The organism is Streptomyces sp. NPDC101393 (assembly GCF_044767385.1).
Taxonomy (GTDB): domain Bacteria; phylum Actinomycetota; class Actinomycetes; order Streptomycetales; family Streptomycetaceae; genus Streptomyces.
Genome location: NZ_JBIWNU010000008.1, coordinates 252,942 through 268,523, shown reverse-complemented (window position 1 = coordinate 268,523; position 15,582 = coordinate 252,942). Strand labels below are relative to the sequence as shown.

The following is a 15,582-nucleotide window of genomic DNA, read 5'->3' as shown; positions in this document are numbered from 1 at the left end:
TTGGGCTCGTGTGGTCCTGTTGCCGCACAAGGACATTGAGAGCTGAAACAAGGTCATCGTGATATCCGGTGTACCGTTCGCTGCGCGCGGCTACTTCCTCGTGTGCAACTTGACCAATTCGCGGCGATGTAGTCATCGATCCCTCCCCGTTAGAGCGTTCGCTCATGCCTGTCGATGACGGCCCGGGGGCCATTCGAGTCGTATTCGTTATCGGCCGCACTCGCGAACTCTCGCGCCCTCTTCAGTTCACCGATTAGGAGCGCGCGCCCTTCTCTCGTTCCCAGCGTTGGCGGGAGCACTAGGAAATCATGGAGATTGGCAGTCTCCTTACCTTCCGCACGTCGGAGAATCCTGCCTCGCCTCTGAACCCATTCCCTGCGCACGGTGCTCGAAGCCAGCAGATAGGCGGTGTCAGTTTGCGGAATGTCAATTCCTTCGTCCAGGACCGCCATGGCTGTCAGGACCTGATACTCCCCTCGCTCGAAGGCTTCCAGGTATTTCCCTGATCCACGCTTGGCAGTCTCTGCATGAGTGAACTGGTGAAAACTGATGCGCAACTCGTCGAGCATCCGATTAGCGGCATCAATCTGACGCTCGCGGGTGAGCACAGGGGGCTTCGCTGATGTATAGATGAGCGTCTTACTCACATCGCGCGATCCGTGCATAGCGAGGAGCTGACGTAGGGCTGGGATCTTCGCTTCGGCATGCTCAAGAAGAGCGCGCCGGCGGCGGAGTAGATGCTCGATCTGCGCCTGCAGATCGGAATCTTTACCATCGTCCGCTTGCTGGAACCCCTTCCGTTGCAGCTGTCGAGTCAAGTTTTCATACTCTGCCATCTCATCCTCGGAGAGAGGGATTTCATGGAGATGGTAGTTGTATGGACTCAGGCAACCGGATCGGATGGCGTCTTTGAGCGTGAATTCGAATAGCTCCGGACCGAAGTAGCCGAGCAGGCCTGCGGTGCCTTCAGGGTCGTACTGCCGACTCGGAGTTGCTGAGAGGCCCAAGCGGACGTCGAAGCGTTCGGGCTTCTGTGACATGAAGCTCTTTGAGCCGAGGTTGTGGACTTCGTCCCCGATGACCATCGCGAGAACCGATGGGGGGAGGGTGTCGATGAACCCCCGGAAAGACGCGTCCGTAGTGAAGAGCTTCTGGGTGCACACGATCACCGATGTGTACGATCCTTGTGTAGCAAGTCCAGCCTTAATTTCCTCGAGACGGGCTTCTCGCTTAGGCCCGGAGCTGCCGCTTGGTAGAAATGGTTCGGTCCCGAAACGCCGGACAATATCGGACCATTGCCGTACCAGTGGCGCACTCGGGACGATCACGATCACAACCATTGGCCCTTTGTGACGGTCTTGCTGTTGGACTGCAGCAATCAAGGACGTCTGGGTCTTGCCTCCCCCCGTGGCGATGGCCAGAATCCCCCGAGAGCCGTTGACCGAGAAGGCTTCGACTGCTGCCGCTTGGTGTGCGTAGCGGCCATTGCGCCACTCGATATCGGGCGGGATCGAAAGAAGCCTTGGCTGAGCAAGACTCACGCCGGGAGGCAGTGGGGGTTCCAAACCTCGTACGTGATCGGCGTGCCATGCCCGCCAGAAGTCATCAATGGTCGGCGCCTGCGCCGTATTACGTTGCCGTCCTGCCAGTCGGAGGCCATCGTTGAGATCCACGGCTAGCACGTGTGGACTCTCGTTGTGCCATTGCCTTTCCCAGCCTGCCAGGAGCTTGGACACGCGCTCCGAGGCGATGTGTCCATCACGCCAGGGTTGATCAACCGTCATCTGCTCGCCGTTTACGAGCAGTCCTCGTGCGGTCGCATTGCCCGAGCCATGCACCGCGGCCCACTCCGAGTCTGACCTGATGAGCCACTGCTTCTTGTGGTACATGCCGGACTTCATGAGGGCGAAGCGGACCTTCAGGCGTCCGGTTGCGACAAGGTATGAGAGACATTCGAGGGTGTGATGCACAAGAGCATGCTCGGAGAGGGCTGCTTCATCAAGCAGGCGATCGAGGGAAGCTTCAATGACCTGCTCAGGGCTCCGGCCCCCTCGCTCCATCGCTGCTAGGTCGGTCGCGTCGACCGCCGGACTGATCAGGAGCTGAAGTGTGCCGGTGTCTCGGCGCAAAAAGTCTGCTAGGCCCGGCGCGATCTGCGCGAGGCACTGAGAGCTGAAGAAGCCGGCAGCGATCCGAACGTCATCCGACACCTTGATCGCTGGAATGAGAACTTCCCCTACGAGGTCGTCCTCTGGGATCTCGTAGATCGGATGAGCTCGCCGAAGGGCTGCGATCAGTTGCTCGTTCATCGCGCCTCGCCCCCGTTCGCGGCCATACTGCCTGCTGCGTTTGACCGCTACTGAAGACGGTTGCCGACGGTCAGGGTCGGCGGACCTGCGTGTTCACGGCACCGGATCAAGCCTAGCCCTGACGGCTTAAGGGTGGGGGGTGCTCCGGTAGATCTGTGGCCCGGAGTGGCTGAAACTCGCGGCTCCGGCGAGCCTGCCTCAAGGGGTTGGTGAGTCCGTTAGGATCTCAGGGCACTCCTGGTGGAAGATGAGCTAGCTACGAGAACAGTCACCAGGAGCGACGTAGGGAGCCAATCTCAGCAGGCGGGGGCACTCCATGAACACAGGCTCATACGCCGCGCAGGCGGTGTACCTCGACTACAACGCGACCGCACCCATGCGCCCGGAAGCGCTGCGGGCCACGCACGACGCGCTTCAGGCGGTAGGCAATGCCTCCAGCATCCACGATCACGGTCGCGATGCCGCAGGAAGGGTGGATCGGGCGCGTCAGCAAGTCGCAGATTTGCTGAACTGCTCTCGCGGCGAACTCATCTTCACATCGGGCGCGACAGAAGCCAACAACCTTGCGCTGCACGCCACTTACGCAAGCCAAGGGAGCATCGTCACTTCTGCAGTCGAGCACCCGGCAGTTCTGGAGACTGCTCGGGCCCTGACTGCTGAGGTTCCGGACTCTCTAATGATCTTGCCCGTCGACGGTGAGGGGAAGATCGACTATGGCGCGTTCAGAACCGAGGTCGAGCAGCGTGGAACGGCCCTCGTCTCGATCATGCTGGCGAACAACGAGACAGGGGTCGTCACCGATCTCGCCCCCATTGCAGAGATAGCGCACTCGGTCGGCGCGTTGGTTCACACAGACGCGACACAGTATGTCGGTCGGCTCCCCCTCGACCTGGGGGATCTCCACGTGGACCTGCTCTCCCTGTCTGCCCACAAGTTCGGCGGCCCACCGGGAGTCGGCGCGCTCTACATCAGACGCGGCACCCCGCTGCCGCAGCGACCGCTCATGTTTGGAGGGGGACACGAGCGAGGTTGGCGTGCCGGCACGCTCAACGTTCCTGGGATCGTCGGCCTGGGCGCTGCTGCCGAGGCTGCCCACCGTGAGCTCGATGCCGAGGCATCTCGCATCGGAAAGTTGCGTGATCTTCTGGAGGGCGCGATCCTCGCGCAACTCCCTGGGAGCTACGTCAATGGTGTCGGCTCCACACGTCTGCCCGGCGTCTCCAGTGTCACCTTCCCTGGCTGCCCCGCCGACGCGCTCCTCACGTCGATGCCCGACATCGCTGTGTCCGACGGAAGCGCCTGCTCTGCTGGCGCGCCCACCCCGAGTCACGTCCTGTTGGCCATGGGGCTAGGCCGGGAGGCTGCCGACTCCACCCTCCGTTTTTCGCTGGGCTACGCCACCACGGAGCAGGAGATTCGCAAAGCCATCGACGCCACCGTACGAGCTGTGACATACGTACGGGCCGTCATGGATGCGCCTGGCCATCCTTGATCTCGACTTAAGACTTCGCACTCATACCTTGAACTGAAGGGTTCGACCGTAATGCCAGAAGGCCGCCTCTCCTCCGACGTCGTCGGACTGAAATTCAACAGGCACGAGAGTTTCCCTCCGCGCTTCGGTTGGCTGCACAAGGCATACCTACAGGTGAAAAAGGACGAGATGCTCTTCCACGCCCCTGATGCGCTTGTGCGTCTGGGCGTGGGAAAGAACATGGTCGATTCCATGAGGTATTGGGCGCAGGCGTTCAAACTCACCCACGAATACCGCAGTGCCGATGTGCAGGCACGCGCGCTCGCGGCAGCCCCAACTTGGCGTGCGCGGTGGCTCCTTGACGAGGATGGCGCAGACCCCTACCTCGAGGACACCGGAAGCCTCTGGCTATTGCACTGGTGGCTCGTCTCTGGCGAGAGGGAAGCCAAGTGCCTCGTGCCGAGCTGGTATGTGATGTTCCACCTCGCGCCGCTTGCTCGCGTCACGGTGGACGAGATGGCTACCCTCATTACACGAGAGGTGCACAGCAGCTTCGATCGCGATAAGTGGCCGGCGCCCGACTCGATCAGCCGGGACGTCCAGTGCTTCGTCAAGATGTACGCCCCGGACATGGACGCGAATCCACTCTCCCCGGGCAGCTTTGAGGACTCGTTGCTCTGCCCCTTCAAGGAGCTCGGCCTGCTCGAGTATCAAGGAGGCCGCGGCAAGGAACGCACTTACCGCTTCACCAGCGGCATCCGCCCGAGCTTGCCACCGAGCGTGCTCGTGCACACCTGCCTCGACTACGCTGCTCGATTTTCTCGTAAGCCCGACTCCATTTCGTTGGCCCGCCTTGCCAGTGAGCCCGGCGCTCCTGGCCGTGCCTTCCACATGCGTGAGCCCGAACTCGCTAGGTCGATCGAAGGCTTCGTCGAGAACCACCCCCAGTTGGAGATCGTGGAGTCGCTCGGGCAGCGGAGCCTCCGTTTCGCGGACAACCCGGAAACCTTGGCTTGGGACATCCTCGACGAGCAGTACGGTCGCGTGCGTGACCGTACCGGGTTCCCGACCCCCGAAGAGTGGGCGCGGCAGAACCCAGGCCTTAAGAAGAGTACGGACGATGCTGAGGCCACGCAGGGGCAGATCCCCCAGCAGGCCACCATGATCGAGGAGCTCGCGTGACCACGGCGACCAAAACATCTCCCAGCGCCAAGCGGAAGGGCGCGGCTCTCCAGATCCCTGCTGGAATCAGCTTCGTTGGAACGGAATTCCGTTCCACCAATCTGGAGCGCGACGTCCGCGCGCAGGACTTGCACTCCCCATACGTGGGCGTGCGCGCCCTCGATGTCCTGGACCGGGTGGGTAACGCGCTCGGAGACCTCAAGCGCACTCGCGCCTGGTCGTTTACTGGCCCGTACGGCTCCGGAAAGTCGACACTCTCCAACCTGATTGACGCCCTTCTCGGCCACGACTCCGAACGTCGAGCCAATGCCTACGAGGCGGTCGCAGCCACCAACCCTGCACTGGCGCAGGAGATTGCTGAGAATCGCGAGGCGCTTGCGGCTGATGGCTTCTTGGGCGCTGTCACAACGGCACGCAGAGAGCCGCTGGCGGCCACCATCCATCGGGCGCTGCAGACCGCGGTGGAGCGGAAGTGGAAGAAGCGTGTCCCGAAGGACGTCTCCACTGTCATGGCGGCTTGTGCCGAGACGGACGTCCCAACTACCGACAGCCTGCTCAACGCGGTTACGACGCTGTGCGACAAGGCGCCACTCCTCCTCATCATTGATGAGTTCGGCAAGACGCTGGAGTATCTGGTCTCCGTCAGCGAGAGCAATAGCTCCGAGAGTGATGTGTTCCTCCTGCAGCTCCTCGCGGAGAAGGGCGCTGGCGCCAAGGGGCTGCCGCTCTTCATGTTCACCCTGCAGCACCTGGCCTTCTCCGACTACGCTTCGCGGTCCAGTTCCGTGCAGACCCAGGAGTGGGCCAAGGTCCAGGGCCGATTCGAGGACGTCACCTTCGCTCCCAACCTGGGTGATGCGGTCTACCTTCTCCAGCGGAAGCTGGCCCATTCCGAGGTGCCGGCGCAGGGCCGCAAGCTGGTTGAGTCTCAGGCGCAGGCGGCGTACGGCATCTGGCGCCAGCAGTCGCTGCACTCGGTAGTTGACATCTCGGCAGAGTCGTTCGCCCAGCTGTACCCACTACACCCTCTTACTGCCGTCGCGGCTCCGCTCATGGCAGCGCAGATCGGCCAGAACGATCGAAGCCTCAGCGGCTTCCTGGTCAACGATGAGCCATTCACAGTACGGCGCAGCCTCGACACCTGCGCCGTCGAAGCAGCGGAGCTCGCCTCGACGATCCGTCTCCCGCAGCTATACGACTTCTTCTTCTCTGCAGGGCGCACCACGATCCTCGCGTCTTCGAAAGCAAGCCGGTGGCTGGAGATCAACGCTCGCCTTGAGGAGGCCAACGGGCTCCCCGAAACGGACCAGGAGCTGCTCAAGGCGATCGGCGTCCTCAATCTCATTGACGCTGATGGGCTGTTGCGCGCTACGCCGGCAATGATCCAGTTCGCGCTGAACGACCCGACCGACGCCACCGACACGAAGCGGTTTGACCAGTTGCGGGAGCGGCTGGACAAATTGGTGGAAGACGGATTGGTCGTCCACCGTTCGTACAGCGACGAGTACCGGATCTGGCAGGGCACCGATGTCGACATCGACGCCCGGGTTCGAGAGATCGCCACTCAGCTGCAGCCTGATGACGTGGTGCGCTACTTCAACAAGCACCTCGGGACGAATGTCCTCCCGAACGCGGTGGCCGCTGGCGCACACAGCCAGCTCACCGGTATGCAGCGGCACTTCGTCACCGCGGTCAGCCATCGGACGGAAAAGCTGCGCGGCCCGAAGGTCGTTCAGGACGCGGCAGACGGGATGCTCGTCTTCCACTTCGGTGGCCTGAACAGCAGCCCTCGGGTGGACTCGCCACTCCCAGTCGTCGTGGGCGTCACCAAGAATCCCCAGGCGGTGCTGGACGTCGGCAACACCCTGGTGGCGCTCCAGGACCTCATCAGCGACGAGGACCTAGACCATGTCGCTCGGCGGGAGATCAACGAGCGAGCTGGTGAGTTCTCCCAGCGCATCACCGCCATGCTCGCCGAGGCGTTCCGCCCGGGAAGCGACGAGTCGAGCTGGTTCCTGTGGAATAGCGGTGAGGACACCGACGGTGAGCCCGCCCGGCAACTCAAGGCCCGCAGCTACGCAGGGCTCGTATCCGAAGCATGCAACGTGGTCTACGACCAGACCCCGCACGTACGGAACGAGATGGTGGGACGTCACCAGCTCACCAGTAACGCCGCTCGAACACGCCGTGAAGTCCTCACGTCGATGATCGAGAAGACCGGCTTGCCTCTGCTCGGCTGGCCCCACGACAAGTTCCCGGCAGAGCGTGCCCTGTACGACGGCGTCGTTGAGCACCTCGGACTGCACCGTGCCGCTGGCGAGATCACTGGCGGAAGGAACTCTGAAGGCAGCATTCATACCCACGGGATGTCTCGCCCGACAGTCGCCACGAACGCGAGTGTTATGCCTGTTTGGGAGGCGCTTGAGGAGGCATTGAGCGATGCAAAGGAGCCGACCAACATCGTAGAGATCTACGAGCGGCTCATGGCTCCTCCGTACGGCGTCAAGGCCGGTGTCGTCCCGATCCTGGTAGTTGCCGGACTCGTCATCCGGGGCAACGATGTAGCCCTCTTTGAGGAAGGCAACTACTGCCCGCGCCTCACCGCTCCGATCATGGAGCGCTTGAACGTCAACCCCGAGCGGTTCGCGCTCAAATCGACCCCGTTTGATCGCGGTCAGCGGCGACTCGTACTCGACGGTCTCGTTAAGTCGCTCGGCGTTGATATCCCGCGCAGCCGTGCCAATCGGAACCCAGCGTTGCTTGCGGTAACCCGCGGGATGCTGGAACGGATCATGGTCCTCGACCAATACTCGCGGAAGACGAAGCGTCTTAGCGACGACACCCTCGTCGTTCGCCGAGTACTGACCGAAGCGACCGACCCCGACCAGCTGGTCTTTGAGGAGCTCCCGGAAGCCCTGGGCTTCGAGGAGATCACTCCGGGCACGCAGAAGGATCCCGAGGCCGCAGAGGCATACGTCGCACGCCTCACCGCCGCGCTCAACGAACTTACGGATGCCAGCGCGAACCTGTCCCGGTATGTAGTCGAGACACTGGCGCAGGAATTCAGGCTCCCTGCATCGAGTACCGGCGAACTGCGGACAGGTCTGGCCGAGCGCATGCGTGGCTTCGCCGATGCCTCGCTCGAGGTCAGTCTCCATGGCTTTGTGACCCGAGTGCTAAACGAGATGCTGCCCGACGACGACTGGCTCGGCACAGTCGTGGTCCAGCTCGTCAATCAGGCGCTCGGTGACTGGACTGACCGGAACATGGAGGTCTTCCCTCGTGTCGTACGGGACAGGGCACGTGCACTTGACCGCGTGAGCCATCTGTACGACGTCGCGGAGGAGGTAGTCGATGAGCCTGCCGTGGCGTCCCTTAATCGCGCGAAGCCGAAGCAGCGCCAGATCGACACCCACCTGCTGACGCTCACCACTCCCCAAGGGACGGAGGAGCGCACGCTCATCCACGTCCCGAAGAAGTCGCGAAATGCAGCTGACAAGCTCGTTGTCAGTGTCATCAGGCAAGCTGAGGAAGCACTGGGCCCCGACGGCGCACGCATCCTGCTCGCCGCCCTGGCCGAGCGCCTGTCCGGCCAGGGCAGCGCCACATCTGAGAAGAAGGAGCAGCTGTGACAGACACCGACGGCTCCCAGCGCAAGAAGCGCCACGTTCTCGGGATCTCGGGGGGCAAGGACTCCTCATCTCTCGCGATCTACATGCGCGATCGTGTACCGGAGATGGAGTACTTCTTCTGTGACACCGGGGCCGAGCTGCCAGAGACGTACGAGTACCTCAACCGTCTTGAGGGCGCCTTGGGTAAGCCAATCGAGCGCCTGAACTCCTCCCGAGACTTCGATCACTGGCTCGAGGTCTACCAGGGCACGCTGCCGAGCCCTCAAATGCGCTGGTGCACCAAGAACCTGAAGATCAGGCCACTTGAGGAGTGGATCGGCGACGACGAGGCCATCTCGTACGTGGCCATCCGCGCAGACGAGAACCGGCTCGGCTATGTCAGCACCAAGCCGAACATCACTGCGGTCTTCCCCTTCCGCGAGGATGGGATTGACCGCGCGGGCGTGGACCGTATCCTCGACGAAGCTGGCATCGGCCTCCCCGGCTATTACGAGTGGCGCACGCGCTCCGGCTGCTACTTCTGCTTCTTCCAGCGCAAGCACGAGTGGGTCGGCCTCAAGGACCGGCACCCGGATCTCTACGAAAAGGCTGTTGAGTACGAGGACAAGGTCAGGCACCAGGACACGGCCATGCAAGACCGAAAGTACACCTGGTCTCAGGGCGAGTCGCTGGGAGAGCTGATAGGACGTCGCGACGAGATCGAGGCGAAGCATCAGGCGGCGCTCGATCGGGCAGCCAAGAAGGTGAAGCCGAACAGGCCGCTGCTTGAGGTCCTGTCCGACGCGCTCGACGATGACAGCGACGAGGCCGGCTGCGCCGTTTGCCACCTCTGATCCACATTTAGCGAGGGGCCCAGTTGACGGAACGCTCCGCGAACTGGGCCTCTTGCGTTTTCCGCTGATTGTTTGTCAGTCCTACCTGTCACACTGAGCTCCATCAAGGTCACTCAGCGGGGGAGGGCTCCTGACATATGGCTGGCTCAGGCACAGCGAACTCGAACTCACTCAGCCGAATAGTCCAGAGGTACCGGGAGGAGGACAGCCCCGCCCTCCAGGTGGAGCTGGGATTGCTCCGCATGCTCGACGCCGAGCACTGTGAGCAACTCACCCAAGACCTCTTGGAGTTCGCTGACCCATGGGAAGTCCACCGCGCCACGGAGGACCTGGCTCCGGCGCTCCCGGACGCTCCTGGCCTGTACATGTTCGTCTGGCGGCCGCCGTTCCAGTTTCAGGTCGGCAGCGTGCCGACTCACGGCACGTTCCCTCAACTCCTGTACATCGGGCAGGCCGGGGCGTCGCAGACCGACTACGGAAACACGATCCGCCAGCGATACAAGGACTACCGGAAGTTCCTTCGCGGCGACCCCGAAAGTCTGTGGACCGACACGGAGCCCACCAACCGCAATCAGCGGCTAGCGCGATACCTCATCCTCCAGCCCATGGAGTTCTGGTGCGCCACCGTGCAGGAGCGCAACAGGATCGAAGGGCTGGAGAAGCGCCTCATTCGCCTGCACAATCCACCTCTCAATGACCGGGGACGCCCCAAGCTCCGTGGGCGCCTCGGTACTCCGCGCTCCGCCTGGCAGTCCTGATCAACTCCCAACGAAGCAGAGGAACTCATGCCCTCGAAGACGTTCGTCCCGGCCTTTGAAGCGAAGGTTGGGAACTGGACCTACTACTCATGCCTCATGAGCTACGCCGCCGTCGCGCGGGAGATCAACTTCGCACACGACCTCGGTGGGAACCAGGACCTAGGGACGATGATCCAGCGCGGTGTCGGTGCCCGCACAGCTGAGATCACCAACTACCTGCTCACAAACGAGAATCGCTTCCTCGGAGCCATCATCGTCGCGGCTTGGGGTGGCGCCCCCGAGTACATCCCCTTGGAGATGGAGAAGAACTCCGAGAACGGCGACGTCTTGTCCGGCATGGACCGCAACTTTGGTGTGTTGACATTCGATGGCACTCATCAGTTCTTCGCACTCGACGGTCAGCATCGCCTCAAGGCGATCAAGGACGCTGTGAAGCGTGACCCCGAGCTGGGCCGTGAGGACATCAGCGTCATAGTGGTCCCACACTTCGACAACGAAGCCGGCCGCCGTCGCACCCGCCGACTCTTCACGAACATCAACCGCAACGCGGTAAAGACGACGGCTCAGGAGAACATCGCCCTGGACGAGGACGACGGCTTCGCCATCCTGACCCGTCGACTGCTCGACGACCACGACTTCCTCCGCCGTGACGGTGTGGTGCAAGTGTTCAGCAAGGTCGGGACCGATGGTGAACTCAAGCTTGCTACCCGGCAGGTCGGGGTCACCGGTACAGCCTGGACCACGATCGGTGTCCTCTACGACGTTCTCACGGACCTCGGCTTCGGGCTCCACGACAGCATGAACAAGACCTCGCAGCGCGCCGCCGATGACGTCCTCGACGAGAGCTACGAAATTCTTGCCGGGCGCATCGACGAACTCCTCGAAGCCTGCGGCAAGATGCGGGAGCGATATGAGGCACATGCGGCACCCAAAGACCTGCGTGCCCCTAAGGGACGTGACGGAGAGGGCCACTCGTTCATGCGGCCCGCGGTCCAGGTGCAAGTCGCGCGCGCCGTACGCCACATCATCGAGCAGCGCCTGCTCGACTGGCCCAAGCTGCTTGAGCGGCTGTCCGAGCTGGAATGGCGAATGTCGGCCGCTCCGTTCTCGGCTGTTTGGCAGGAGACACCGGATGGTGCCTCCCGCAAGGGCAAGATGATCCCAGCGAAAGACAACAACCAGGCCCTTTACGAGTTGCTGCTGGTCCATCTCGCACCGAACTCTCGGGCTCAGATCGACAGGGCACTGCGGGCTTACCGCACGGTCAAGAATGATCGCTACCCCGTGACCGCAGACGAGCTGGCAAAGCGGCTGACTGCTCCGGAGGCATCCTGAACATCACCGTCCATCCTGGGCAGTGCGCGTATGTCAGAACTTAGTCTCATACCAGCTGCGACCCTTGGCCTTCTCGCCCAGGCGGCGGGTGAGGAGGCCTGCGGCCAGGGGGATGCCTAGGAAAATCAGCACGCTGCGGGCGATCTCCCACGCCGAGATATTCAGCCTGGTCTGCTGCAGGCCCCGCCAGCCGGGCAGGACGGAGAGGTAGAACCAGGCCAGCAGGCTGAAGGCTAGGACCTGGAAGACGGAGTTCAGGGCGACCAGGGCGGCAGCGGCCTCGCGGTCACCGCAGGCCAGGTCGTTCCAGATGATGACCATGGCGATGCAGCGGGCCAGCTCGGCGATGATCAGCCCGGGCAGGTGCTCCGGCAGGTCGGGCTGGAAAGATCCACGCGAGCGCGAACATCACGGCGGGGCCGACGATCCAGTTGATCACCAGTGAGGGAATCAGCAGGCGGCGGTCGCGGGTGACGCTGTCCAGACGGTCGTATCGGACCTTGGCCAGCGCCGGATACATCATCACCAGCAGCCCTTCCCGATCTTGAGGCGTCGGTGGAGTTCTGCTCCGAGCTGTTCGGCGTCGAGTCGGCCAATCACCTACCGGGATATGCTAATTTCGCCGTCCTCGAGCCGCCGCTGAAGCTCGTCCTCATCGAAGGCGAGGCGGACCAGGAGACCGCCTGGACGACCTCGGTGTCGAGGTCGACTCCACCGAGCAGGTCAACGCCGCCACCGACCGCCTGCGGAAGCGGGGCTTGCGACCTTCAAGGAGAACGACACCTCCTGCTGCCACGCACTCCAGGACAAGGTCTGGGCGCACGGCCCCGGCAAGGAGCCCTGGGAGGTCTACGTCCTCAAGGCCGACGCCGGCCAGATGGGCAAGAGCGAGATCCCCGGCAGCGACGCCTGCTGCGGCAGCCAACCCGCCACCGGACCCGCCGAGCCGGCTTCCGGGTGCGCCTGCGGCAGCAGCTGACCGGCTCGCCCGGGCACCCCGCGCGTCGCACGAGCGCTGAGCCGCCGGTGCCTGACGGGCAGCGCTACTGCAGGGTGATCCAGCCGTCCGGGATCCAGCCGTCCACGTATCCCTCCAGAAACAGCCTCAAGTCGCCGACCGCCAGGTGCCCGATATGGTCGGTGATTTGGTTGTACGGGAGCCAGACGACCGGTACACCGACGTCGCACAGGGCGCCCGGCGAGGCTGCGTGCCCGGTGAAGATGCGGCGCCCGCCCCGCCGCTGCGGCCGGGAGCCAGATGCGGCAGCAGGGATGCGGCCGGTGACCGCCCCGAGGTGGATGGCCCCCGCGGGAGCCATCGCGCGCACAAGGCGCTGCGCGGCCCGCCAGTACGGCTCGGATTCCCTGCGCCGCACAGCCGGCAGGCCCCAGGGGTGACCGGCATTCGGCGGTCCAGGGCGGATCAGGGCGACCCGGTGCCACCGGTCGAAGCAGACAAGGTAAACGTCGCCACTCCCAGGCGGTGCATACATGCACATGGCGCGAGCGTAGGGGCGGCGTGTGCGCCGCGCGCGCCCACGCGGGCGGACGGGGGATGCGGCACACCCGCCCACACTCCTCCTACCGAGAAGGGGGAGGAGCCGGCAGCGCGCCGGGGCCCGGCCAGACCTGGAAGCCGAAGGCGGCCTCCAACCGGGCCAGGGTGCCAAGGTCGGGCATCACTTTGCCGTGGATGACGCGGCTGATGGTGGAGTGTGTGACCCCCGTCGCCTCTGCGAGAGTCCGCAGGCTGTGCCCGCTGACGGCGAGGGCATTCTCCAGGTTGCGGGCGAGTGCCTGGCCATAGTGGGCGCTAACGGGGGCATCGGGCACGAGAGCGGCGTGCGGCCAGGCTTCGTCGACGACATAGTCGCGCGGCACCTTGTCGTTACTGCTCCGGGGCATGGCCGGATCATCCCACGCACGCGTCATCCGCCGCCCCTCTTCCTCACTCCTTGGCAGCCACCCACCGCTGCCATGGTGCATACATACACCATTTTGCGCACTCTCGCGTAGAGACCCTTCGATGCACCGGTACAACCTCATCCACACAGCTCAGCCCTCGCCGCTACGCCTTTCGTTAGCACCGCACCGGCTCACAGGCTTCACTCACTGCCGCCGGACTGCCGGGCTTCCCCGCCACCGCGTGAGCGCCCGTTTCACTACCGTGCGCCCCCTCCTTTTTCAGCGCCCGCCACACTGACAGTGAGTAACTGAGGCAATGGAATGAAAGACCAGGCCAGAGTGCATGTGAGGCGCGAAATGCTGCTTTCCCGCATGGGGCGACCCATTCCATTTCGGATTTCGTTCGATGCGGATTTGCCTCGCCGACTGTGGCGTTGAGGGGGCATTTCCGGGAGAAGATCTACGGGACTGAGAAGTCGCTGGATACGCTCCTCAGTGTTTCGCCGAATTCTGGATACCTGTGGGGAGGTTCTTCCATGCGGTCGCATCGGGCACTGGCCGTCCTCGATCAGCTGAGGTCGTTGGCCGCAGACGACGCATCGCTGCTGACGCAGGCGAAGGGCCGACTCGCCCGGGCGGAGAAAGAACTGTCGGCGGCCCGCTCGGCGTTCGACTCGGCATACACGCGGGCTGAGGTCTCCCAGCGTGTCGTGCGCGGCGCCGAGGAGCTGCTGCCGGCGGCGGACCAGAGCTCGGCAGCGGACGGGGATCGCACCGCAGGTGTCCCTGAGGGGCGGCCGCGGACGATCGCCCAGGAGGTCGTGACCTTCCTCCGCCCCCGCCTCCGCGCCGCCCGGGAAGAGATCACCCACCACATGGAGACCACACGCCCGGACGTCAAGCCCGCCAGCTTGCGGCGGGAGTTGAGCCGGATGGTCACCAACGGGACACTGACCCGCACAGGCGGGGTCTACGCGATGGCATCCGGGGCCGCGGGCGGTGATGCGTAGCGCAAGCCCGCCACGTCGAAAACGTCCGCACACGCGTACGTGCCGCCGAGGTCGATTCGGCGGCACGTGGATACGCGGTCTTGGGCTCACGCATCGCCTTGATTCTATGTGCCTTTCGGCGCAGGTGCGAGAGCCTCACAGTAATTCGGCCCCACCGGGCCAGGAATTGGGCTCAACGTGTCTTTTTCTTCCTCTCATCGCGCAGATTCAGGTAGCGACCGGAACGCGGACTTCCGCACATCCGCAAAACACCGCGGCCAACGGCGTGCTGATAAGTCGCCTGCACGTCGCACGCTGCCCAGCTACCGCGCGAATCCCCGCAAGCAGGTCAACGTCTTTCTGGGGCTCGCCGACCTCGTCATCGGCACCGCCCCGGTGCAGCGGGCGGCGCTGGCGGAGCATGTCGGCATCGGTGCGGCCACCGTCGGCGACTGTATGGCGTTCCTGGCGGACATCGGGCTGGTCGAGGCCGGCCGGGGCCAGTACTTGATCACCGAGCGGGGGCGGGCCTTCGCCGACGCGTGGCGGCGGGACCGGGACCAGGCTCGACAGGTACTTCGCCCGCTTCTCGCCGCGCACTGGTCGGCCGCCGCGGCGAGTCGCCATCTGGCCCGCGGGCCCGTGCGGCAGGAGGAGTTGGCCCGCCTGTTGCGCGCCGGCCTGCCCGGTGTGCCCATGCGCGGCCACTACATGGTCGAGTGGCTGGAGATCGCCTTGATCGTGGAACGCGACGAGGAGCGGCTCGAAGTCCACCTGCCCGGCCGGCACGCCCCCAGGCCACCGCAGTCACCGGACTCGAGCGGTGAACAGGAGGGCAAGGAAGGCGCGGGGCAGGAGGAGGGGGCGGGGGTCAAGGACCGAGACGGCAGCGCCGCGGACGGCACCCGCGCCGACGCCGCTGACTCCCGGAGCATCGCCGGTGCCGCTCTGCTGCTCGGCATGTCCCGCCAGGAGATCCAGGAGCTGCCCGACGCCCGCTACAGCGCCTTCCTCGAAGGCATCCTGCAGACGCTGCACGGCGCTCTGGCACCGACCGCCTGACCGCCCGGAACCACAAGGGCGCCGGTCCGAGTGGACCGGCGCCCTGAGGGTGGCGGCTGGTGCTCGCGGCCGGCTTCTGGATCCTGCCCGCGGAGGGTTCGATCCC

Annotated in this window: 11 protein-coding genes and 2 pseudogenes; 9 read left to right on the top strand and 4 right to left on the bottom strand. The window is 64.1% G+C overall.

Annotation, left to right across the window (positions count from 1 at the left end; genetic code table 11):
- Nucleotides 1-149: 149 nt before the first annotated feature.
- Nucleotides 150-2,309, bottom strand: coding sequence for a DEAD/DEAH box helicase family protein (locus tag ACIRQ7_RS26010; RefSeq protein ID WP_404265110.1), 2,160 nt, complete (start codon nt 2,307-2,309; stop codon nt 150-152).
- A 316-nt stretch (nt 2,310-2,625) separates the two neighbouring features.
- Between ACIRQ7_RS26010 and ACIRQ7_RS26005 the strand changes: the two genes are divergently transcribed.
- From ACIRQ7_RS26005 to ACIRQ7_RS25980, 6 genes are all read left to right on the top strand, one after another.
- Nucleotides 2,626-3,801 carry a cysteine desulfurase family protein gene (locus tag ACIRQ7_RS26005; RefSeq protein WP_404265109.1) on the top strand — a complete coding sequence of 392 codons (1,176 nt, stop codon included), beginning with the start codon at nt 2,626-2,628 and terminating at the stop codon, nt 3,799-3,801.
- A gap of 51 nt (nt 3,802-3,852) precedes the next feature.
- A complete protein-coding gene (locus tag ACIRQ7_RS26000; protein ID WP_404265108.1) occupies nt 3,853-4,962 on the top strand; it encodes a DUF4007 family protein in 1,110 nt (369 codons plus the stop codon).
- On the top strand, nt 4,959-8,594 hold the full coding sequence (locus ACIRQ7_RS25995; RefSeq protein WP_404265107.1) for an ATP-binding protein: 3,636 nt from the start codon (nt 4,959-4,961) through the stop codon (nt 8,592-8,594). Before ACIRQ7_RS26000 ends, ACIRQ7_RS25995 begins: the two co-directional genes overlap by 4 nt.
- A complete protein-coding gene (locus tag ACIRQ7_RS25990; protein ID WP_404265106.1) occupies nt 8,591-9,427 on the top strand; it encodes a phosphoadenosine phosphosulfate reductase family protein in 837 nt (278 codons plus the stop codon). Before ACIRQ7_RS25995 ends, ACIRQ7_RS25990 begins: the two co-directional genes overlap by 4 nt.
- 242 nt (nt 9,428-9,669) lie before the next feature.
- Entirely contained in the window at nt 9,670-10,185 is a 516-nt protein-coding gene (locus ACIRQ7_RS25985; protein WP_404265105.1) for a hypothetical protein, read from the top strand.
- A gap of 27 nt (nt 10,186-10,212) precedes the next feature.
- Complete coding sequence (locus tag ACIRQ7_RS25980; protein ID WP_404265104.1) at nt 10,213-11,520, top strand: DGQHR domain-containing protein; 1,308 nt, start codon at nt 10,213-10,215, stop codon at nt 11,518-11,520.
- Between the two features lie 39 nt (nt 11,521-11,559).
- Here ACIRQ7_RS25980 and ACIRQ7_RS25975 read toward each other — a convergent pair.
- Nucleotides 11,560-12,055 (bottom strand): annotated as a pseudogene (locus ACIRQ7_RS25975) (arsenic resistance protein); the annotation flags it as partial.
- Between ACIRQ7_RS25975 and ACIRQ7_RS25970 the strand changes: the two are divergent.
- Nucleotides 12,013-12,499 (top strand): annotated as a pseudogene (locus tag ACIRQ7_RS25970) (ArsI/CadI family heavy metal resistance metalloenzyme). The pseudogenes ACIRQ7_RS25975 and ACIRQ7_RS25970 overlap by 43 nt on opposite strands.
- 64 nt (nt 12,500-12,563) lie before the next feature.
- Here ACIRQ7_RS25970 and ACIRQ7_RS25965 read toward each other — a convergent pair.
- Nucleotides 12,564-12,839, bottom strand: coding sequence for a hypothetical protein (locus ACIRQ7_RS25965; protein WP_404265103.1), 276 nt, complete (start codon nt 12,837-12,839; stop codon nt 12,564-12,566).
- Between the two features lie 262 nt (nt 12,840-13,101).
- The gene (locus ACIRQ7_RS25960) at nt 13,102-13,425 is read right to left on the bottom strand and encodes a helix-turn-helix domain-containing protein (RefSeq protein WP_404265102.1); all 324 of its coding nucleotides are present in this window, start codon (nt 13,423-13,425) and stop codon (nt 13,102-13,104) included.
- Nucleotides 13,426-13,961: 536 nt separating this feature from the next.
- On the opposite strand from ACIRQ7_RS25960, the gene ACIRQ7_RS25955 reads away from it, so the two are divergent.
- Together ACIRQ7_RS25955 and ACIRQ7_RS25950 are read left to right on the top strand one after the other, a co-directional pair.
- Nucleotides 13,962-14,435 carry a hypothetical protein gene (locus ACIRQ7_RS25955; protein ID WP_404265101.1) on the top strand — a complete coding sequence of 158 codons (474 nt, stop codon included), beginning with the start codon at nt 13,962-13,964 and terminating at the stop codon, nt 14,433-14,435.
- 177 nt (nt 14,436-14,612) lie between these two features.
- The gene (locus tag ACIRQ7_RS25950; protein ID WP_404265100.1) at nt 14,613-15,476 is read left to right on the top strand and encodes a hypothetical protein; all 864 of its coding nucleotides are present in this window, start codon (nt 14,613-14,615) and stop codon (nt 15,474-15,476) included.
- The last annotated feature ends 106 nt before the right edge of the window (nt 15,477-15,582 follow it).